General features: G+C 37.2%; 16 protein-coding genes. 5 read left to right on the top strand and 11 right to left on the bottom strand.

Translation table 11 applies throughout. The features are described 5' to 3' along the window. Positions 1–2: 2 nt before the first annotated feature. The 5 genes from ugpA to ACFIKJ_RS03220 all read right to left on the bottom strand — a co-directional run bounded on the left by ugpA (position 3) and on the right by ACFIKJ_RS03220 (position 7,151). Entirely contained in the window at positions 3–887 is an 885-nt protein-coding gene (gene ugpA / locus ACFIKJ_RS03240; RefSeq protein ID WP_273790614.1) for a sn-glycerol-3-phosphate ABC transporter permease UgpA, read from the bottom strand. Between the two features lie 95 nt (positions 888–982). After that, entirely contained in the window at positions 983–2,317 is a 1,335-nt protein-coding gene (ugpB, locus tag ACFIKJ_RS03235) for a sn-glycerol-3-phosphate ABC transporter substrate-binding protein UgpB (RefSeq protein ID WP_375670255.1), read from the bottom strand. Positions 2,318–3,282: 965 nt separating this feature from the next. Next, positions 3,283–4,005 (bottom strand): glycerophosphodiester phosphodiesterase, encoded by a 723-nt coding sequence (locus ACFIKJ_RS03230; RefSeq protein ID WP_375670254.1) that lies wholly within the window; start codon positions 4,003–4,005, stop codon positions 3,283–3,285. Positions 4,006–4,175: 170 nt separating this feature from the next. Continuing rightward, entirely contained in the window at positions 4,176–5,732 is a 1,557-nt protein-coding gene (gene guaA, locus ACFIKJ_RS03225; RefSeq protein WP_375670253.1) for a glutamine-hydrolyzing GMP synthase, read from the bottom strand. Positions 5,733–5,864: 132 nt separating this feature from the next. Further along, entirely contained in the window at positions 5,865–7,151 is a 1,287-nt protein-coding gene (locus tag ACFIKJ_RS03220; protein ID WP_375670252.1) for an RsmB/NOP family class I SAM-dependent RNA methyltransferase, read from the bottom strand. A gap of 504 nt (positions 7,152–7,655) precedes the next feature. Here ACFIKJ_RS03220 and ACFIKJ_RS03215 point away from each other — a divergent pair. After that, complete coding sequence (locus tag ACFIKJ_RS03215) at positions 7,656–7,802, top strand: hypothetical protein (RefSeq protein WP_169728634.1); 147 nt, start codon at positions 7,656–7,658, stop codon at positions 7,800–7,802. Between the two features lie 187 nt (positions 7,803–7,989). Here ACFIKJ_RS03215 and guaB read toward each other — a convergent pair whose 3' ends face one another. From guaB to ACFIKJ_RS03200, 3 genes are all read right to left on the bottom strand, one after another. Then, the gene (gene guaB, locus ACFIKJ_RS03210) at positions 7,990–9,489 is read right to left on the bottom strand and encodes an IMP dehydrogenase (RefSeq protein ID WP_375626712.1); all 1,500 of its coding nucleotides are present in this window, start codon (positions 9,487–9,489) and stop codon (positions 7,990–7,992) included. Positions 9,490–9,639: 150 nt separating this feature from the next. Then, positions 9,640–11,211: a phospholipase D family protein gene (locus ACFIKJ_RS03205; RefSeq protein ID WP_375625585.1), complete on the bottom strand. Its 1,572-nt coding sequence runs from the start codon at positions 11,209–11,211 to the stop codon at positions 9,640–9,642. Between the two features lie 402 nt (positions 11,212–11,613). Next, complete coding sequence (locus ACFIKJ_RS03200; protein WP_375625584.1) at positions 11,614–12,999, bottom strand: sigma-54-dependent transcriptional regulator; 1,386 nt, start codon at positions 12,997–12,999, stop codon at positions 11,614–11,616. A 252-nt stretch (positions 13,000–13,251) separates the two neighbouring features. Here ACFIKJ_RS03200 and ACFIKJ_RS03195 point away from each other — a divergent pair, with 252 nt between their 5' ends. Next, the gene (locus tag ACFIKJ_RS03195) at positions 13,252–13,611 is read left to right on the top strand and encodes a hypothetical protein (RefSeq protein ID WP_375625583.1); all 360 of its coding nucleotides are present in this window, start codon (positions 13,252–13,254) and stop codon (positions 13,609–13,611) included. Between the two features lie 276 nt (positions 13,612–13,887). Here ACFIKJ_RS03195 and ACFIKJ_RS03190 read toward each other — a convergent pair whose 3' ends face one another. Beyond that, on the bottom strand, positions 13,888–14,880 hold the full coding sequence (locus ACFIKJ_RS03190; protein ID WP_375626709.1) for an SIS domain-containing protein: 993 nt from the start codon (positions 14,878–14,880) through the stop codon (positions 13,888–13,890). Positions 14,881–14,919: 39 nt separating this feature from the next. Continuing rightward, a complete protein-coding gene (locus tag ACFIKJ_RS03185; protein ID WP_375626707.1) occupies positions 14,920–15,810 on the bottom strand; it encodes a UTP--glucose-1-phosphate uridylyltransferase in 891 nt (296 codons plus the stop codon). A gap of 265 nt (positions 15,811–16,075) precedes the next feature. Between ACFIKJ_RS03185 and ACFIKJ_RS03180 the strand changes: the two genes are divergently transcribed. Both ACFIKJ_RS03180 and ACFIKJ_RS03175 read left to right on the top strand, forming a co-directional pair. Beyond that, complete coding sequence (locus ACFIKJ_RS03180) at positions 16,076–17,332, top strand: lytic murein transglycosylase (RefSeq protein WP_375626705.1); 1,257 nt, start codon at positions 16,076–16,078, stop codon at positions 17,330–17,332. Positions 17,333–17,346: 14 nt separating this feature from the next. Continuing rightward, positions 17,347–18,423 carry an SGNH family hydrolase gene (locus ACFIKJ_RS03175; RefSeq protein ID WP_375626703.1) on the top strand — a complete coding sequence of 359 codons (1,077 nt, stop codon included), beginning with the start codon at positions 17,347–17,349 and terminating at the stop codon, positions 18,421–18,423. A 162-nt stretch (positions 18,424–18,585) separates the two neighbouring features. Here the strand turns inward: ACFIKJ_RS03175 and ACFIKJ_RS03170 are convergent, their stop codons facing one another. Next, the gene (locus ACFIKJ_RS03170; protein WP_375626701.1) at positions 18,586–20,610 is read right to left on the bottom strand and encodes a M3 family metallopeptidase; all 2,025 of its coding nucleotides are present in this window, start codon (positions 20,608–20,610) and stop codon (positions 18,586–18,588) included. A gap of 551 nt (positions 20,611–21,161) precedes the next feature. Between ACFIKJ_RS03170 and mgtE the strand changes: the two genes are divergently transcribed. Further along, positions 21,162–22,538 carry a magnesium transporter gene (mgtE, locus tag ACFIKJ_RS03165; protein ID WP_012754587.1) on the top strand — a complete coding sequence of 459 codons (1,377 nt, stop codon included), beginning with the start codon at positions 21,162–21,164 and terminating at the stop codon, positions 22,536–22,538. The last annotated feature ends 456 nt before the right edge of the window (positions 22,539–22,994 follow it).

Raw genomic sequence — 22,994 nt, 5'->3', positions numbered from 1 at the left:
TCCTAATATTGTACACGGCGCTCAATCCAGCGAAACTGGATAAACGTTAAGACAATAACCATCAACATCAATATTGTTGATTGTGCTGCTGATGCACCGATTATTTGATTTCTAAAGCCATCGTCATATACTTTATAGACGAGGATGCTCGTTGCACGCGCAGGACCTCCAGAAGTTGTATTATCAATAATACCAAAAGTATCAAACATAACATAATTGACATTGACAATAAGAAGGAAAAACGTCGTTGGTGAAATTTGCGGAAAGACCACTGTCCAAAATCGTTTAAAGGGACCAGCACCATCAATGGCGGCTGCTTCTATTTGAGAACGCGGAACAGACTGAAGACCTGTAAGAAAAAAGAGAAAATTGTAAGAAATTTGTTTCCAACTAGCCGCAATGACAATAAGAATCATTGCTTGAGTGCCATTAATACGATAATTCCATAGCACCCCTATTTTCTCGAGTAGAAAAGGGATAATTCCGATGGTGGGATGAAAGATAAACAGCCACAATATACCTGCCAATACTGGAGCAACAGCATAGGGCCAGAGCAAAAGCATTGTATACGCCTTTTTTGCACGGATGACACGATCAACACAAACAGCTAAGAGAAGTGATATTGTCATTGAAGCGACAGTAACGGAGATGGAAAATACTGCGGTTGTAAGAAGTGATTGCCGATAAGTAGGATCAGAAAGAACGGTTAGATAATTTTCAAAACCAATAAAGGTTGTTGTAAAACCAAAAGGGTCTTCACGCTCAAAAGATGATTTTATTGCCTGAGCAGCAGGCCAAAAGAAAAACAAAAAAGTCACAAGAAGCTGAGGAAAAAGCAGTCCGTAAGAAAGTAGACTATTTTTAAAATATGCTTGTTTTTCTTGCATTCGTAGGGCTCTTTAAATGTAGAGACTTTAAAAAGGTAAACAAAAAGGACTCAACTGTTTTTGTTGAGTCTTTAATGTTTAACAATAAAACGAAATTAATGATTAGACTTTTCAAATTCACGCAAGAGTTTATTTCCACGTTCAACGGTCTCATCTAAACCATCTTTCGGTGTTTTTGAACCACTAAGAACAGCTTCCAACTCTTGATCAAGAATGGCACGGATTTGTGGTAAATTACCAAATCTTATCCCCTTCGAGTTAACTGTTGGTGGATTAAGATTAATCTGTTTGATAGCTATATCCGCACCTGGCGTTTTTTCATAGAAATGTTGTTTTTTGCTCAATTCATAAGTCGTTTTTGTGGTTGGAAGATAACCTGTTTCCTGATGCCATTTTGCTTGATTTTCTGTTTTTGAAAGAAATTTAAGAAAAGCAGCTGCCCCTGCATATTCCTTTGGGGTATGTCCCTTAAACGCCCAAATAGAAGCGCCCCCAATAACTGAATTTTGTGGTGCTCCTTCTGTATCCTTATAGTAAGGTAGCATACCAACCCCCACATTAAACTGAGCTTCAGAAACAATTCCAGCATGTGATCCTGAAGATTGCATAAAAATTGCACAATTTTGTGCCATAAACATTGGTGTTGAATCTAATGCACCTGCTGGACCACCATAACGGAAAATACCTTGATCAGACCACTTTTTCAGGTCAGTCCACATACGCACTTGTAAAGGTCCATTAAATGTAAGTTCTGAATCAAGTCCTTTAAAGCCATTTTCCTTCGTTCCAAAAGGAACATTATGCAACGCTGAAAAATTTTCTATACCAATCCATTGAGCGGCATAAGCCATTGTAAAACCACAAGTTGCCGCTTTAGTCTCAAGAATTTTTTTGGAAAATTCTTCTATATCTTGCCACGTTTTAGGAGGCTGTTCTGGATCAAGCCCTGCTTTTTTAAAGATATCTTTGTTATAATAAAGGATGGGTGTTGAAATATTGAATGGCATAGAGACGATACGTCCCTGTTCATCGGAGTAATAACCACTAATAGCAGGGAAATAATCTGTAAGATCAAATTCTTGTTTTGTATCAGCCATAAGTTGATAAAATGGGTAGATTGCGCCTTTTGCAGCCATCAGAGTTCCAGTACCAACGTCATAAATTTGAGCAAGCACTGGCTGTTTCTTTCCACGAAATGCTGCAATGAGTGAAATCAACCCCTCTTCATATTCGCCACGAAATGACGAAACAACTTTATACTCAGATTGACTTGCATTAAAATCGTTAATGAGACTTTCAGTTTGCTTTCCTAATTCACCACTCATAGAATGCCAAAAGCTGATTTTTGTCTGCGCAAAACTTGCTGTTATTCCCGCTGTTGACATTATGATAGCAACCGTGGCCGCTATGGAAAGATAAAAACGACTCATGGTTCACCCTTTCTGAAGTGATGGAATACAGAATACCCCTAAATTTATAGTATTACACATGAACATGCTATGACAGTTTTATTTCAGAAATATATTCTCTCATTTAAACAGGAACCACCAAAAGGTCAAATGAATTTGTTTAAATTTATTCATTTTCTTTTATAAGCTTTCTTATGTATTAACGAGATACGCGTTTGTAACTATCTGAAAAAAGTGAAATGGCTTTAATAAGCAAAGTCAATTGGTAAAAAGATATAGATCGTAAATGTCACTCAATGACTATTTTAATATCTGAATTTATTTTTTTAAAAAGAATTATTCATTCTTTTATTATTTGTCTTATAACCTTCGGCTTATAACTTTAACACGATATTGCTACTGAATTTAACGAAGAGATAAATAGTATTTTTCTTACAATTAAGAAAATCATTTTTAAGCGCTTAATAGTCTCCTTCCCTGTAGCGAGATTACACCCCTCACGCAAAACAAAATGATACTGTATTACCAATTTCCATGCTGTTAAAAAATCTTTCAATACATCTAAATTTCATGATAGCGCCTATAAAATAAGCCACAAAGCCTCTCCACTAAAGTATATAAGACTTTTTGTATACCATCATTTTTACACTTCATAAAAGTGCAAAACGACACCATCATATGAGACCCGAATGCTTCAAAAAGTCTTGCATTTAAAATACGTTAAATGAATATTTTTATTCTTTTCTCAATAATTTTTATCCACACACCAACCCTGTTTATAATGTGCAAACGAATGATTTTGATTGATTCATTGCAAACAGATTTGAAATAAGAGAATCTTATGTATTAATGTCTCTTGTTCGCATGAACAAACTATTAATTATCATTATAAATCAATGTATTATTGTTATATATTAGGTAATTTTTCTTCTTTCATTACGTTAGCTTTATGAGGATATATAGTTTCTTTTGTGTTGATGTATTTTTTACCTTTGTGCACACAATTGCAATGCGAGATCAGGTTGATCTGTCGTAATATAATGTACAGGCATATCAAGCCAATGTGATAACCGAGCTTTTCCATTAATTGTCCATACCCCTACAGTAAAACCAGCCTCAAGAGCTGATTCAATAAAGTCCTGTGAAACAATAGAGCCATCTAAACTTAGATCAGAATAACCTAATTGCTTCCATTCAGAAAAATGACGGTACATATCACCTTCAAAATTATCAACACATGGACCAGATGGTATTCCTGCTTCAATAAAAGGACGAAGGATAAAAGGATCAAAACTAATTGCAGAAACCCGTTCTGATAAATTTCGACTTTTTATTAGCCCAAGCGCTTTTTGGGATAATATTGTTTCACGCTCCACTTCACCACATGTCTTGATTTCAAGATGCAATGCAACATTCGTTGGTGCTAAAAGATCAAGCACCTCTTCTAATAAGGGGGGGGCTTCTTGGCTTCCTTTTACGCAGAGTTGTTTGCGTGTTTCATTATCAATGTCGTGAATATACCCCTTTTTTCCAACCAATTGGTCTAGACGGAAATCGTGAAAGACAACCACTTCACCGCTTTTCAGCAAATGAACATCACATTCAACTTCATCAACACCTAACGCTATAGCATTATTAAATGCCGAAAGGGTATTTTCAGGATAAAGATGAGCTCCACCACGGTGTGCAACAATTTTTTTCTCAGACATGCAAAATTCCACACTTCTCAATTTTAAACGATATTGACGTACAGATTGCCAGATAAAGGCTTATATCATATGAAAATACACAATCATTTTTAAATGATTTTTTCTACACTTTTCGAATATCAAACCCTCAGTCATATTTTATTCTTAAAAAGACTTATCCTTCATTTTAATTATTCCCATTCAATAGTACTAGGAGGCTTTGAGGTTACATCATATACAACACGATTAATCCCTCTAACTTCATTAATAATACGTGCTGCCGTCTTACTTAAAAACGCCATATCATAGGGATAAAAATCAGCAGTCATTCCATCTACAGATGTGACGGCGCGAAGAGCACAAACAAATTCATAAGTGCGACCATCGCCCATCACGCCAACAGTTTGAACAGGAAGAAGAACAGCAAAAGCTTGCCAAATTTCGTCATAAAGACCGGCTTTACGGATTTCCTCAAGATAGATAGCATCTGCTTCACGTAAAATTTCTAATTTTTCACGGGTCACAGTACCTGGACAGCGAATTGCAAGGCCGGGACCTGGAAAAGGATGGCGACCAATAAACTGCTCCGGTAGCCCTAACTCTCGCCCTAGCGAGCGAACTTCATCCTTAAAGAGCTCACGCAACGGTTCTACAAGTTTCATATTCATCTGTTCTGGTAGCCCACCCACATTATGATGGCTTTTAATGGTTACCGTTTTACCAATAGCAGACACACTCTCAATAACATCTGGATAAAGTGTTCCTTGTGCTAAAAACTCTGCACCTCCTATTTTTTTAGTTTCTTCTTCAAAAACTTCAATAAAAAGGCGACCAATCGTTTTGCGCTTTTTTTCTGGATCTGTCTCACCTTCTAAAGCATTAAGAAATATATCGGCAGCATTAACATGAATAAGCTCTATATTATAATGATCACGAAAGAGCGTGAGAACTTCTTCAGCTTCATTCTTGCGCATCAGCCCATGGTCTACCAAAATACATGTCAGTTGATCTCCTATAGCTTCATGAAGGAGTACCGCTACAACAGATGAATCCACTCCCCCTGAAAGACCACAAATCACACGACTTTTCCCAACTTTTTGTCGTATCGTAGCAATTGCCTGCTCACGATAAGAAGCCATTGACCAATTGCCTTTAATAGCAGAGATCTTATGAACAAAATTTTGCAAAAGTTTTGTACCATTCTGTGTATGGATAACTTCAGGATGAAACTGTACTGCATAAAAATGCCTTTTTTCATCAGCAATAGCCGCATAGGGAGCTCCGTTTGAGGTTCCTATGACACGAAAACCTTCTGGTAAAGCTGCCACACGGTCACCATGGCTCATCCATACTTGATAACGAGAACCTTTTTTCCACACTCCATCAAAAAGGGCACTCTCTTCTTGCACTTCCAAAAAAGCACGCCCAAATTCACGCTCATGTCCAGCTTCAACCTTTCCTCCAAGCTGAACACACATGACTTGTTCACCATAGCAAATACCCAGAATCGGAACACCCGCCTCAAAAATTTCTATTGGAGCACGCGGAGAGCCCTCATCAATAACGGAATAAGGACTCCCTGATAAAATAATAGCTTTAGGATTTATGCGGCGCACAGCTTCTAAAGCCAATTGAAAAGGAACAATTTCACAATATACCCCCATTGCTCGTACCCGTCGTGCAATAAGTTGTGTAACTTGTGAACCAAAGTCAATAATAAGAACAGTGTCTGGATGTGATATGCTCATAGAAAACCAATCAACAATTATAAAAGAAAACTCATGAGAGTTATGATTCAATCTTTCTCTTTTCACAAGCCTGTTTTCTTACGAAAAAGATTATTCTCGTAAAATTTATGATAAAAAATGCAAAAATATGGATCAATGTTTTTTTTGTAATACAGACAAAAAGAACCCATCTGTTTGTGTTGTAGCCGGAGACAAAGTAAGTCCATAATTTGAAAAAACTGGTTGCACAGGAGAAAAACTAAAATGTTTCTGCCAAAGCGCTGGCATATCTATTGGAGAAAAATGAGAATGTTGTTGAAGGAAATGGGAAATTTGTTCCTCATTTTCATCTGTAAAAAGAGAACAGGTAATATAGACTAGGCGCCCATTTGGCTTAAGATAAGCTATCGCTTCATTCAAAATAGCCCTCTGTTCTGTTTGGCGTTGTTTCACCTGTTCTAATGTTAAACGCCATTTCGCATCTGGACGACGACGCCATGTTCCTGTCCCACTACATGGCGCATCTAGTAGAACTCTATCCATCTGACCTATTAATGGTTTTAATTCTTCTCTTTGCACTCGTATTTGTACATTACGAACACCAGCGCGTCGAAGACGATCAAAAATAGGAGCCAAACGAGCTTTGTCTGAATCATAAGCATAAATCTGCCCACGATTGTTCATATCAGAAGCTAAAGCTAATGTCTTACCCCCAGCACCTGCACAATAATCTAATACCTGCATGCTTTCTTGCGCTTCCACAAGGTGAGCAACAATTTGAGATCCTAAATCCTGTATTTCAAAGTGTCCTTTTTGAAAAGCTGGTTCCACTTGAATATGAGGATGACGGTTAAACTTTTCAATCGGTGCAATTCTTAAAGCTTGCCCAAACCATGGCAAAGATTTAAGTTTGGTTTTTGCTAATTCTTTCAACACCTTTTCTGGTGTTGCTTTTAGATTATTTACCCGTAGGTCTAAAGAAGGACGCGTTGCTAACGCAGCCGCTTCAGTGATCCAATTATCACCAAATAAAGGACGAAGATGCGCTTGACACCATTGCGGAATATCACCACGAATATAGTCTGGAGCATCCACTAATTGCTGACCTTGCCAGGATTTACGCTGTTTAGCTCCTAATAACTGCGGTGCAAACCGATCTTCTGCCAACTCACCGTCAATTTGCTCCAGCGTCATTTTTCCAGAATCTAATAAGGCACCAAAAGCGATATCTCGGATATCATCACTCTCCATACGCCATTGTAAAGAATAGCGTCGTCTTAACACATCATAAACGATTGTACCAATAGCTGCGCGATCACCTGCTCCAGCAAAGCGATGAGAAAGGCCCCAATCCTTTAAAGCTTCTCCTACTGGGCGATGCTTCATTTCTATCTCTTTGAGAACATCTATTGCTGCTTGCAAACGCCCACCTAATCGCATTCATTTCTCCCATTAAAATAATAAAATTTTAAATCATCTAAAAAAATAATATTATCTTCTTCTTGCCAATAAAACCTTCTCAAAGCCATTAAAAATTTACATTCAACATTAAAATGATTTGATCATACTTTTTATAAGATCCAATATTAGAGTATCTAGATTTTTCCTTTCATCTTCTGCCCATTCACTTTTTTATCCCTCTACCTCTTATACTAAAAGATACGCAGTTATCCATAAAGACCTTATTTCCGCCATGCATTACGAAAAAAATAAACTCTTTAAATAAAATTTATGAGAATTATCTGAATAGCAGAAAAAATCAAATATCTCCCATCTTTTATAGCTATCCTTCTGAAAAAATAGAAAAAATCTTCTCATAAAATTAAAAAAGTTTATCTTACGTTCACCAAAAAATTAACTTTTTAGAAAATGCTTGGAACCACTATTTGGCATGACCGTTTTTACTCTACTGGCAACTGCCAGACAATTTAAAAGGAGAAAATAATGACTTATAATAATGAAAAAACAACTTCATCTAAAAGCCGTCATAACACAATGCCCTCAAACAACGGAAAGAAATCCGTCCAAAGTGATCAGACAAACACTCGCCAACGTGCGTCAAAGACAGGACGGAAGACTACAAAAAGTTAATTCTAATTTTATATAACTTATTTCATATAGTCTTAACAGAAAGAGTTAGAGTTTTGACCTCTAATTCTTTCCTTTTTGGGATTATTACACCAAATCACAAACAGAAAAAGCGCAGTCTTCCTTTCTCGTTCTCGGAAGATTTAAATTTATGCGATATGACATTATGCTCTTATATCTTTAAATATCTTTAAACTGGCCCACGATAGTTGGGACTCTCCCGTGTAATAGAAACATCATGCGTATGACTTTCATGGAGTCCCGCATTCGTAATACGTACAAATGTTGCTTTTTCACGAAACTCTACGAGATCTTTTGCTCCAACATATCCCATTGAAGCACGAAGTCCACCAGCAAGCTGATGTAGAACTGATGCTATAGGACCTTTATAAGCCACCTGCCCCTCCACACCTTCAGGAACCAACTTAAGTTCATCACGAACATCATCTTGAAAATAGCGATCTGCCGATCCTCGTGCCATAGCACCAACAGATCCCATACCACGATAGGCTTTAAAAGATCGGCCTTGATAGAGATAAACTTCACCAGGACTTTCTTCTGTACCTGCTAAAAGAGATCCAATCATCGCTGCACAAGCCCCACCAGCTAAAGCTTTAGCAAAATCACCTGATGCTTTGATTCCACCATCTGCAATGATGGGAATGCCCGCTTTTTCAGCAACTTCTGCAGCATTCATTATGGCTGCAAGTTGAGGAACACCGACACCAGCAACAATACGCGTTGTGCAAATAGAGCCAGGACCAATACCAACTTTTACCGCATCTGCACCACTGTCAATCAATGCCTGCGTTGCTTGAGCAGTTGCTACGTTCCCAGCAATAACAGCTAGAGAGGAAGCCATCTTTTTAATTCGTTCAACAGTTTCTAGCACATGTTGAGAATGCCCATGCGCTGTATCAATAACCAACACATCAACACCCGCGTCGATGAGGCGTTCAGCACGTTCAATCCCTCCATTCCCAACACTACTGGCTGCTGCAGCACGCAAACGCCCTTGAGAATCTTTAGCAGCATTTGGATTTAATTTTGCTTTTTCAATATCCTTAACTGTTATCAGTCCGACACAACGATTTTGTTCATCCACAACTAATAATTTTTCAATACGATGATGATGTAAAAGATATTTTGCTTCATTAAGTTTGACATTTTCACGCACCGTGATCAAATTTTCATGCGTCATTAATTCATAAATTTTTTGTTTTGGATCCGATGCGAAACGAACATCTCTATTGGTCAAAATACCAACAAGTCGTCCTGCTGTCTCACCTTTAACACTATTTTCAACAACCGGAATACCTGAAATGCCATGAGAGCGCATCAAAGATTTCGCTTCCTCAAGTGTTGCATCTGGTCCAATTGTCACCGGATTAACAACCATACCAGATTCAAACTTTTTTACTTGGCGGACTTCTTCTGCCTGTTCTGCAGGAGACATATTACGATGAATAACTCCAAGACCTCCAGCTTGAGCCATAGCAATTGCCAAACGCGATTCTGTTACCGTATCCATTGCAGCAGAAAGCAATGGCAAATTGAGCTTAATATCCGCTGCAATGCGCGTACTGAGATCCACTTGACTAGGCATAACAAGAGAATGACCGGGCTGTAAAAGTACATCATCAAAAGTCAGTGCCAATGCACCTGTCCCCGTTTCAACAATCTTTGCCATAGCAAAATTCCTTTTATAATAAAACACCGCAAGGAGCTTTAAAATACAACTGCGGTTCTCATACATGGTAGATTGGCAAAAAATTATGCCATGCTACAAACAAAATGAAAAGAAAAATAAATATTTTTTTTAAGTGTGGTTTATAAAAATTTACAATTGTGATTCAATAGGTAACCAACTTATTATTTTTGTAAATGTGCGACGCCAAAAATTGCTTTCTGGCTCATGGTCAATGCTATATTTTTTTTCATTTTCAATAAAATCCCAATAAATACGATTATTATCACCAAGACGCAGATGATAACTCATTTCTCCTGTTGTTTCTTCAGAAAACAACAAATCTAATCTTGCTGTAATGGGAGCACATTCAAAAAGAATGCCCATTTCTGTATTTAATGATGCTGATCTGGGATCAAAATTTAAAGATCCAATAAAAGCTGTTTTACGATCAATTAAAAAAGCTTTGGCATGTAAACTTGCCTTACTCGATCGAAACAACCGTAATCCATGGGTGTTGCCCTCAGATTTTAATTCATAAAGCTTAACACCACTTTTCAACAACGCCTTACGATACGATACATAACCCCCATGCACCAGTGCTACATCAGTAGCTGCTAAAGAATTCGTCAGAATTTTTACATCAACACCCTTTGAAACCAAATTACTAAAATTCTGCGTTCCAACCTTACCAGGAACAAAATAAGGTGACGTAATCTGAACCGTTTTTTGGGCATTTCCAATAACCTTTGAAAGTGCCTTCATAAGCCAATTGCTTGCTTTTTTACGCAATGCTTTTTCTGGAGGATCAGAAAGAACAACAACTTTGTCTGCTAAAAATAACCGCCTTCCTGTTTGAATAAAACAATCAAAATTAATGTGCTGTTTGACATAATCTAAATAAACTTTTGCAACCTTGGAATCCCGAAATTTTTGTAATTTATCCTTCCAATAGCTAAGATCACTTGCGCTTTTAGGAACAACCAAAGTATGAATTGGCAAAACAACAGCACTATTCCAAAAATCATCAAAAATACTTTCCACCTTTTTAACAGAGGGTCCGATTAACATCAAATCTAAATCTCGAAAATGGGATTCTTCACCAGCATCAAAATAAGAATCTGCAAGATTACGTCCTCCTACAAAAGCGATCCTACCATCAACAATAAAAGCTTTATTATGCATTCTACGTGTAACAGTAATCGCCCGTAATATAATCTCTAAACCACGACGTAATCCACCTTTACGCGATCGTCCTGGATTAAACATTCTCACCTCAATATGAGGGTGTTTATCTAGCGCAATATAAGCTGGATCACGTGCTTGAGCGTTAATATCATCCAAAAGAAGCCGTACCCGAACACCCCGATCCGCTGCCTTAACTATTTCACTTAATAATAGACGCCCTGTTAAATCATCATCCCAAATATAATACATCAGATCAAGGCTACGCCCAGCCTCTGCAGCTCCTATTGCACGAACGCAAAACGCATCCAAATTGCTGATAATGAGGGAAAGAGCATCTTTATCAATCCCCAATCCATTTTCTTCCTCAGCTAATTGACTGACGATACGATCAAGCTTAGTTTCATCTTTCTGAATAGGTAACGCATAAGAACATTGCCCCCTAGCATTTTTCACAAAACGCCCATAAGTGTAGATTGCCAACATAGATGCAATAAAAAAAAAGAGAACAAAACCAATAACAATATGTAAAAGAGTCAAAGAGGACAAACTTTCTATTTTAAGCTATCGCATCATCAGTAATGCAAACGATAATCCTAATCACTTTATCTTAACCGTGTAGCAGATAAAATGCCACTTCTTGCTTAAGAGAGTATAAATTTAATATTGATGATACAAAAATTTTAGCGGTAGTATTTAAAAGTTTTTAAAAATGCCTCTCTGCTTTAATAAATATAAACTTAACTAAAATTGTATAAACTGAAACAGACGATTAAAATAGTCACATAAAATTTATATTTGTTTTAAATCTACAAAATCATCCTCTATAGATAAATTTTGCAATAAATGATTGTTTTCTTAAGCCCCCCCACGGACTTTATCAAAATCCACTCTATTTTTTTGAAACTCATGCTTGTCATGAAGAGAGATTTGTTATGAATTTTACTTTCGTTCTTGATTTCTTATTGCTCGTAATTCTTCCATTTTTCTATAAAGTGTAGAGCGACCAATATGAAGGCGGCGCGCAATCTCACTCATATGTCCTTTATAATGTTTGACCGCTTTCTCGATAATATCATGTTCCATCTCTGCAAAAGTACGCACATGCCCATCTGTATTCAAAAATTTTATCGATTCTTGTTCATTATCTTCTTGCATAGCACCCTCAATGATATTGGGAACATTCATTAATGGATTTCCCATTAATTGCGGAAAATCTCGAACAGTTAATAACGGTCCTTCACTGAGTAAAATCGCACGAAATAAAAAGTTTTCAAGCTCATTTCTATTGCCAGGCCAATCATACTGCATAAGCAAGGAAAGAGCAGATCCTGCTAAACCATGGACATGTGATCGCCCTGTTTCGGTGATAATGCGATCAATCAAACGTTGTGTGATCTCTGGAAAATCATCCCTTAATTCTCGCAAAGCAGGGACGCTAATAGACAAGTGAGAAAATTGTTCAAACAAACTATGCAAAAAAAAGTTCTCTTTAACCAAATCCTTTAAACGCGATGTTGAAATAGCAATGATCCGAAAAGGGAAAAAATCTCCTTTTGTATTCCTTTCCCTTTCTTTAAGGTAATGAGCGAACCGTTTTTGCTGTATGGGCTCAAGTCGATCAATATCACAAAGGCAAAGTGTCCCTTTCTCAAGAGAAGAAACCAATGGTAGGAATTCTTTAAACCACTGCTGATTTTCTTCTTCTGGATCAACAATGGCTGAACATTGAAAGCGAATAAAAACACCTTCCGAGAATAATCCCTCATGATGAATAATCCGAGCTAATGTTTCACGTCCTGTTCCAACTTCCCCCTCTATCAAAAGATTCTGTAAAGAAGTTGCTGCTTGTCTCGATTGTTCTAACACTACCTGCATAGCTCTACTTTTTATGCAAAGATCAGAAAACCGTAAATGATTCTCTTTTTTTCGCCGAATATCTCTAACTTCATGCTCCAAGGCAGAAATAAGAGCAAGAATATCCAAAGTAACCCTTACGCGTAATAATGTTACTGGGTGGATCCAATAATCAATAGCTCCAGCTGTTAAAGCTTTCTGGAGTAAATTCTGATTCTCTTGTTGTGCTATAACGACAATAGGAACAGAAACACCAGCAACTCTAATCATTTTAATTAAATCGCTCACACTCAAATCACTCATAACGACATCAAGGAGTGCAAGCACAATGTTTTTACGCCTGTGTAAAAGATCAATCGTACGGAGACCATTTTCTGCTTCAATGACACGATAGCCAAAACCTCGCAGCATAGCAGAAAGTTCTATCCGTCTTCCATAATCTTCACTCGCAACAAGAATAGGACCAACCATAATGTCAATAATCTCCTTTGAGACTACTCAGCAGCTTAATATAAAAATTGTTGTAAACCATAAGAAATATTTCACCTCTTGTGTTTCACTTACGAACTTCATCAAGCTGTTAATTAAATACAACATTAAGGCATTTTTTTCCATTTTTTTGCTTTTTCATTGATTTTCATCAAATTTTTCATATTGACTCATGGAGTATTTGATAATGTTATAAAAACTAGAGAGCAAAATAATCTAAATAGAGTGCAATAAATGAAACATACCTATCATATTTTATGTCTTACAATTACCACCTTGCTGTTAGGTGCCTGTAGCTTTTCGCAATATTATAACTCAAATATGCCAACTGGAATTGATGGAAAATGGGTTGATGAGAATGGTATTATTTCTTCTTTCCACAATGGTGTTTTTGAAACGCGTGCAGCAGATACAGAAGAAAAACTATCAGAAGGGGTATATAATTATCTCAATGCCCAAAATATAGAAATTGAAATACGCTCTATTCTCCGTGGAACAATTTCTAGAGTCAATTGTACAGTGTCATATGATGCCACACAACTTCTCTGCACCTCGCATACAGGAGCACAGTTTTTCCTTAAGCGGAAATCTTAGACAAGGTACAAAGGAAGCCTCTCTTAAGAACAGAGGGAGCACATACATTAAACAGGAGGTGATCCTTTCTCCTCCTGATAGAAAATCCTCTCTAAAATACGCAAAGATACGGATATAATTTTTACCTTGAAAATTTTCTAAACATTATGAAATGCATAAAATAATCATTTTCTTCCACCAAATATCAGTAAAGCCACCTCACAATAAAATTGTTACTTTGTATCATTCAATCTATTTTAACCTAAAATAACATTTTATTTGATAGGAAACTTTAATCTAAGCAGCGCCAATGCGCAAAAGATCATGAAAATGAACAATTCCTATCGGTTTTTTATCTTCAACCACGAAAAATGCACCAATATGATGATCATTAATAAAAGCTGTTGCTGCACCAACAAGTGTATTTGGTTTTACAACTTTAGGAGCTTTGGTCATCACCTCGTCAACATTAAATTTTGATAAATTAAAATGCATGTTACGTGCAAGATCGCCATCGGTTACAATTCCAATTAGTTCGCCTTCTTGATTCACAACACCAACACAACCAAAATGCTTTTCCACCAAAACATTCATCGCTTCAGTCATAGATGTTCCCTGCATAACCAAAGGCATATTATCACCCTCATGCATAATATCACACACGTATTTAAGGCTTGCACCAAGAGAACCACCAGGATGATATATTTTGAAATCCGTTGCGGTAAAACCACGCATTTCTAAAAGAGAAACCGCTAATGCATCTCCCATTGCCAATTGCATAATTGTTGAAGTTGTAGGGGCTAAACCATGGGGGCAAGCCTCTTCTATCTTTGGTAATAATAAAACAATATCAGCTTGTCGTCCTAATACAGAGTACTCACTTGATGTCATCGCAATAAGGGGGATACGAAAACGCGCCGCATAACTTATGATACCACTTAACTCTTGAGTTTCACCAGACCATGATAAAGCAAGAATAACATTATCAGATCCAATCATACCAAGATCACCATGATTGGCTTCTGCAGCGTGAACAAAAAAGGCAGGCGTTCCAGTTGAAGCTAGGGTTGCTGCAATTTTTGTCCCTATATGACCACTTTTCCCAAGACCAGTAATGACCACATGTCCACGAGCTTTTCTAATAGTTTGAACAGCCGCTTCAACAGAAGAAGAAAGAGTTCCCAGAAGAGATTTTTCAAGGGCTTCAAGCCCCTGCTTTTCACTGGCAAGTGTTTTAAGCGCTGATGCAACTGCACCTTGCAAAGCCATATGAGGAGACGGTGTTATCATAATCAAATTCGATCAATAAAATTAAATGAGAGATCTATATCATCTTTCAACATTAATGGTTTCCAGTAAATTTTTCAATGAGGCAGAAACATGGCTGTGCATATCAGCGCGTGCCAAAGAAAATGCAACGTTGGCTTCAATGAAACCAGTTTTAGAACCGCAATCAAAAGTGCGCCCTTCTACTTGCAAACCCCAAAAATCCTGCTCATTTGAAAGCCGTATCATAGCATCTGTTAATTGAATTTCATTTCCTGTTCCTCGTTCTTGAGTGGAAAGAATATTAAAAATTTCTGGCTGCAAAATATAACGTCCATTGATGTACAAATTTGATGGTGCCGTTCCTAACACTGGTTTCTCTACCATTTTTGTGATTTTAAAACCATTTGCAATCTGTTTACCTTTGCCAACTATACCGTATTTATGTGCTTCTTCAAGATCGCATTCCTGAACGGCAATAATATTTCCCCCGCCCACCTTTTCATAAAGACTAATCATCTCAGAAAGACATCCCTTTTTGGCTTGAATCAGCATATCGGGTAATAACAAAGCAAAAGGTTCCCCTGCAACTAATTCACGCGCACACCAAAGAGCATGCCCTAATCCCAAAGGTTGCTGTTGCCGAGTGAAAGAAGTTGACCCTGGTAATGGCTGTAAACGGTATAAATGTGCAAGATCTTCTTTCTTTCCACATTCAGCCAGTGTCGTGTATAATTCAACTTGCGCATCAAAATAATCCTCAATGACTGCTTTGTTACGTCCAGTCACAAAAATAAAATGCTCAATACCAGCCTCCCTCGCCTCATCCACAACATATTGAATAACAGGTTTATCAACAACTGTTAGCATTTCTTTAGGAATTGTTTTTGTCGCAGGAAGAAAACGCGTACCAAGACCTGCTACTGGAAATACAGCTTTCCGGATTTTACGCACACTCACCCTCCTCAATGAATTCATATATTTTTTGTTTTATTTAACATATGTTTTTACGAAATGGTAAAAAAGATATCTTATTGTTTTGATTATCATTATAATGGGCAATCAAAAATGTAAAAAAGAGTATGAGAATTTATTGAAAGGATTAAAACGAATTATTTATTTCAGTTTTCTCCCCTTCTTGATCATATTATCGATTAAACTAAATACAAAATAAAGTTATTGCACATCTAATAAATTGAATATTAATGGGGATTTCAAAATGCAAAAAACAGAATTGAAGACTTTCTCTTTTTTAGAGAAGTCCATAAATTGGAGAACTCTTCTCACTGGCTCTGCCGTTATTTTTTCTGCTTTTTTAATGTTTTTTGTATCCCTTTCATATGCTGATAGCGGATTTAAACACTGGATTAAAGAATTTAAAAAAATAGCTATTGCTCACAATATTACCCCTTATACGTTTCATATGGCGTTTAAAGGTGTTAATGCAATTGATCCAGAAGTTCTAAAAAGTGCCGCATACCAACCGGAATTTGTTGCTCCTTCATGGAACTATTTCGATAATCGTGTCCATGATATTGCAATTGAGGAAGGACGGCGCCAAACTCAAAAATGGAACAAATGGCTTCTTCAAATTGAAAAACGTTTTGGTGTTGACCGCAATATTCTGCTTGCTATTTGGTCAATGGAAAGCAACTATGGGAAAGTTTTAGCTAATAAAAGTGTAATGCGTGACACCATTCGTTCTCTTGCAACTTTAGCCTATGCTGATAAAAAACGTGCAAAATATGCATATACACAGCTGATTGCTGCTATGAAAATTCTACAAAGTGGCGAAATTAAACGCTCTCAACTCACTGGATCTTGGGCCGGTGCATTGGGGCATACACAATTTATTCCAAGCAGTTATCTCGCCTATGCAGTTGATATGGACCAAGATGGACGGCGTGATATCTGGAACTCTGTTCCAGATGCTCTGGCTACTGCTGCTAACCTTCTCCACAAAAATGGCTGGCAATCTAATCTTATTTGGGGAGTAGAGGTAAAAGTACCGCAGGGGGAAAACCTCCCTGAAGGCTGGTATTCCTTTGAACAATGGAAAAAATTAGGTGTAAAACACGCAAATGGGCATCCTCTTCCTACATTAGCTGAACAAGCAATATTAAAATATCCAGATGGAGCAAAAGGACCTATATTTTTAGTCACAAAAAATTTCTTTGTTCTGAAACATTATAATAATGCAGATCGTTATGCGTTTGCTGTTGCTCTTCTTGCTGACCGCATCGCTGGACATCCTGGATTGGTGCATGATTGGCAAAGACCTTTTCAACCTCTTACTTTCCAAGAATGCAAAGAACTGCAATCTCGCTTAAGTGCACTGGGCTATTACAAAGGGAATGTTGATGGAAAAATCGGAACAGCTTCTCGCAAAGCAATTAAAGCCTTTCAACTACGTCACGGTCTAAAAGCAAATGGATATCCATCATCTCAAGTGCTTTTTCTCCTTCGCAAACAATAATGGAGACTAAGGTTTTGTCTTCTGTTCGCCTGATATACTTGGCATTATTGCTATTTTCACTTTCCATTGTGGGGATCATACAGCCATCCCCAAGTAAAGCAACGAACTTCTTCAAATGGTTATCACAACATAACAAACAGACGCAACAACCACCGCAAATTATAGAACAAAAAATAGACAAGCCGCAAAAAAAGATCGTAACACAAAAAAACATACAAAAGCTAAAAGATGAGAATGCAAAGCGCATTCTTGTCATAGGGGATTTTACAGCTTCTGCTGTTGCCGATGCACTTAAGAAGTTTTTTATAAATAATAGCGATATCGTTATCATGAACAATACAATGCCAGCTTCCGGCTTAGTTCGGACGAATTATTATTCTTGGCAAAGCAATATTCCTAAACTCATTGATCAAAATAACCCCGATGTTATTATCATGATGATCGGTGCAAATGATAATCAACCAATCACAGACTCTTATAGAACAATTAACACAGATCAATCAGAATGGATGCACATCTACAAACAAAGAATTATCGAAATTGTTGAAAGTCTTCATGCCTCTAGAAAATCATGGATATGGATAAGTCAACCTGCCTTTAGAAATGACCTTTTGACACAAAAAATGAAAATTTTTAATGTGCTCTATAAACAAGAAACAGAAACAGCAGGAGGATATTTCCTCGATATCTGGAGCGGCTTTAGTGATGAGACAGGAAATTTTTCTTTTTCAGGCTATGATATTAATGGAAAAATAACCAAATTACGCACCAATAATGGCATGCATTTCACCTCTGAAGGAAAGAAAAAACTTGCCTCTTATTTAGAAAAACCATTGAAAAATATTTTAAATTTTTATGCCTTTTCTCATAAAAATCCTTACTCAACCGATCAAGCTATTCAAAAACTTATACAAGAATCAGAGAATAAAGAGCGGAGCAATATTATGCGTCAGCCTCCAATGAGCCTCGATGATATGGCACAACAAAACACTCACCTTTTAGGCAAAAGAAAGTCAAGTTTTATAAAAAAATCATGGTTTGCACCAAATGGGCATCAAAAAGATCGAGCTGATAATTTTTCTTTCCCATAATGTCTCTTTAAAAGACAAAATCTAATTTCCTTCATAAACAAAAGGTGAACAAGATAAAAAACTCTGTTTACAGAGCTATAATGAAGAGAGAATTCGTATAAATCACAACTGCATTTTTCGAATAATATGAAAACGGCATGGTATTAACCATACCGTTATATCTTATAGTCCACGTTTGTTAATCATTGCCTCTGGTAAAGGCATCCGTCCCCGAAAAGCTTTATAAAGCTCCTCTGGATCACGACTTCCCCCAGCAGAGTAAATAAAACGTTTCAACTTATCAGCAAGCTCTGAATTAAAAACATCTCCCGTTTCTTCAAAAGCCTGAAAAGCATCAGCATCAAGGACTTCCGCCCACATATAAGAATAGTAACCAGCGGCGTAACCATCACCTGAAAATATATGCGTAAAATGTGGAGGACGATGGCGCATAATAATTGTATCAGGCATTTGCAGCTTTTCTAATTCTTGGCGTTCAAATCCTGTTGGATCAGTTACCTTTTGTCCTTTATGAAAAGCCATATCTACGAGAGCTGATGAAGTAAATTCAACTGCAGCAAAGCCAGCATTAAATGTCTGTGCTGACAAAACCTTATCCATTAATGCTTGCGGCATAGGATGTCCTGTTTTTGCATGCGTAGCATAAGATTTTAATATCTCTGGTACAGTTAACCAATGTTCGTAAAGTTGAGAAGGCAGCTCAACAAAATCACGTGAAACAGATGTTCCCGATACAGATGGCCATGTGACATCAGAAAGCAAACCATGCAATGCATGCCCAAATTCGTGGAAAAGCGTACGCGCATCATCAAGTGATAAAAGAGCAACCTCCCCTTTGGGTGGTTTAGCAAAATTACAAACATTGTAGATAATAGGCTTTTGTCCGCCATCCAATTTATATTGTGATTGCAAACTACTCATCCACGCACCGGACCGTTTTGAAGAACGTGCAAAATAATCACCAATGAAATGCCCAAGTAGACTTCCATCAGACTTTTTTACTTCCCACAAACGTGCATCAGGATGCCAAAGTGCAACAGCATTTTTTTCTTCAAACGTAATGCCAAAGAGTTTTTCTGCTACCCCAAAAGCCGCTTTAATCATACGATCAAGCTGAAAATAATATTTAATTTCAGCGCTATCGAAAGAAAGTTTTTCAGTGCGAAGTTTTTCAGTATAATAACGCCAATCCCAAGCAGCTAAAGATTCATTGCTGCCCTGATTGTTGGCAAAATTTTGTAATTCAATTTGCTCAGTAGAAGCCTTTGCTCTTGCACGCTCCCATACAGGCATAAGCAAATCCATAACGGAATCAACACTTTTAGCCATGGTATTATCGAGTTTCAAATCTGCAAAAGATTTATATCCTAATAATTTAGCCTGCTCATCTCGAAGCGCAACAATCTCTACAATAATTGTTTTATTATCATTCTTGTTATTATTTTCACCACGTTTAGCCCAAGCTTGGAATGCAACCTCACGCAAATCACGACGATCAGAGAATTTTAAAAAAGGTTCAACAATCGAACGTGCTAGTGTTAATGCATACGCTTCTTCATTACCTCTTTCACACGCAATTTCCTTCATTGAATCAATGAGATCTTGCGGTAAACCAGATAAGTCGGTCTGTTTTAAAAACAGAATCCATTCAGCTTCATCATTTAAGACATTTTGTCCAAAAGTAGCATTTAAAAAAGCAAGTCTTTCATTAATTTCCAAAAGCCGTTTCTTAGCTTTTTCATCGAGTTTTGCCCCATGACAAACGAACTTTTTCCACCATAATTCAAGAACACGTGTTGTTTCACTCTCAAATATGCCCAGCTGCGACTGTTTATAAAGCACATCTATTTTTGCAAATATCCGTGCATCCATCATCATTTTTGAAGAATAACGAGAAAGTTTTACAACGAACTCTTGCTCTAGCTGTTGAATTAATACATTCGTATGAGCACTGGTGCGCAAGAAAAATATTGAACAAACACGATCAAGCGCTTTGCCACAAAGCTCAAAAGGCTGCAAAAAACTCTCAAGCGTTGGTGGTTCTTGCACCATCGCAATCGCCTCTAGTTCTTCTTCGGCTTCTTGAAGAGCCTGTTCAAAAGCGGGTTTAAAATCTTCATCACTGATAGAAGAAAAATCAGGAAGACCTGAAAATCCCTTCCAGTCCAGCACTGCTGCTTTTGTCATAATACTTTATGTCTCCATTATAAATTTAAGCTGTAACGATTATCTTTACGACACAAATTGATAATATACTAAAACTATTTCGTGAGTTTCAAAACGACCTTTCCAAACGCTATTGAATAAAAAAATCTAGAAATCGTAAAATTCTTTCATTTCAAACCATATTATATTGGAGAAATAAAGATTATTCGTTCGCACATCACAATACAATTGCATATTAATAAAAACACTTGAAGAAAGGCATAATCTCCACTCTTTAGAAAATATTGCTGTAGATCCTTTTGAAAATCGCAAAACTGCATCAAAGAAATGATGGTAAAAATCAGAACTGATTTTTACATTTACGCTTTTATATTATTCTCAAATTAAACTGTATTCTTGTTTTATTGATTCAGAAACTTGTTTATAACCTATAATTTACCCTTGACTTTACTTCAAATATTAACAATTGGGAATATAGCTGGGGAGTTTTTTAAATCTTCCATAAACTTTTGTTTTTATCTCATCTATTATCTAGATTTACAACTCTCCAACTCTTCAGGAGGTACTTTATCATGACTGAAATTAAAACGACCTTCGACTTCAAAAATTTTTCTCCTGAAGCTCTCGCTGAAAAGTTAAAAAATCAGCATTTTGCAGACTCTATTGATATCATCAATGACCTCGATATCATGGAACGTGTAACCATTCTTAGTCTTCTGCCTCTTGATTATGTTATCGAACTTTTTGATAAACCAGAGCTTGAGCAACCTGCTTCCATCCTAGAACTTCTCCCTATAAATCGTGCAGTTGAAATTCTTGATGGCATGTCTGCCGATGCTGCTGCGGACGTCTTTCAAGAAATGGATAAAGAAACCCGCACACGACTTTATGCCTTGCTTAAACCCTTAACGCGCGCTGAACTTAAAAAACTCACCAGTTATCCTGATCATACAGCAGGGGCACTGATGACAACAGAGTTTATAGCCGTTCCTTCAAACTGGACTATACAAAAAACGTTGGATCACATTCGTGAGGTCGAGCGAACACGTGAAACCGTTTATACCAGCTATGTAATTGACCCTAAAACAGGTATTCTTCTCAAAGCTGTTTCACTGCGTAACCTTATTCTTGCCTCACCTGATGAACAAATTCTTAATGTCCCTACCCATGACTCGCCCATTACAATATCGCCCTTCACACATCATGAAGATATCGCACGCCTTTTCCAGCGCCATGATCTTCTCTCTGTGCCTGTAGTTGATGAAAGTAACCATGTCATTGGCATTGTAACCGTCGATGACGTGCTTGATACTATGGTTGATGAGATGAATGAAGATGCCTATAAATTTGGGGGTATGGAAGCGCTTAATAAGCCCTATATGCAAATTAAATTTCCTGAAATGATGAAAAAACGTGGCGGATGGCTCGCTTTACTCTTTGTCGGTGAAATGCTGACAGCAAGTGCTATGCAACATTTCGAAACAGAACTCGAAAAAGCGATTATTCTTACACTGTTCATACCTCTCATTATGAGCTCAGGAGGAAATTCCGGCTCACAGGCTACATCCCTTATTATCCGTGCATTGGCTTTACGTGAACTCACGTTGAAAGACTGGTGGAAAGTGTTCATTCGTGAAATTCCAACAGGACTATCTCTTGGTCTCTTACTCGGAATTATTGGCATTACGCGCATTGCTCTTTGGCAACAATTCGGTATCTACGACTATGGGCAACATTGGATTGCTGTTTCGACAACAGTGGGTACAGCTTTAGTCGGAATCGTTACCTTTGGTTCTCTTTCTGGATCTATGCTGCCTTTTATTCTTAAAGGTTTAAAATTTGATCCAGCAAGTGCTTCTGCTCCTTTTGTGGCAACTTTAGTAGATGTCATGGGCATTATAATCTATTTCTCTGTAGCTTCCATCATTTTGTCAGGAACTCTTCTTTAAACATGTAAAGTAGAAACTCTTTCTTCTGGAAAGACTTTGTCATGTAACCTAAGATCTTTCCAGAAGAGAATAAGCTCCATTAATTTATTTTCTAGCGCACCGCTCCATAAACAATTTATTATTTTTATTGAATAACAGCTCCGAATATCGTAAATTTACCTCATCATAAAGCTTTTTATATTAAATCGATTAAAGTCATCTTCTTGCCAGTCACAAACGGGATTGGTGTATAGCTAAAAACTATTCAAGAAAAAAATTAAATACTCCTTATATCCTCTCTCTCGTATCAAAAACTGTTGCAATATTGACAGCTGAGAAAGAATAATAATGATATGCTCTATAGGCTTTATATTTCTTCACAAAGGTGTTGATAGGTATACTATTCACGTATATTACATCATTTATGAGCCCTATCATGGAATGGATTTAGTGTACGTTCAGAAAACTCTCTTAAGT

The organism is Bartonella sp. PS7NMGDW (assembly GCF_042193585.1).
Taxonomy (GTDB): domain Bacteria; phylum Pseudomonadota; class Alphaproteobacteria; order Rhizobiales; family Rhizobiaceae; genus Bartonella; species Bartonella grahamii.
The sequence above is the reverse complement of the archived record's forward strand: the minus strand, read 5'-3'. Positions and strand labels throughout refer to the sequence as shown.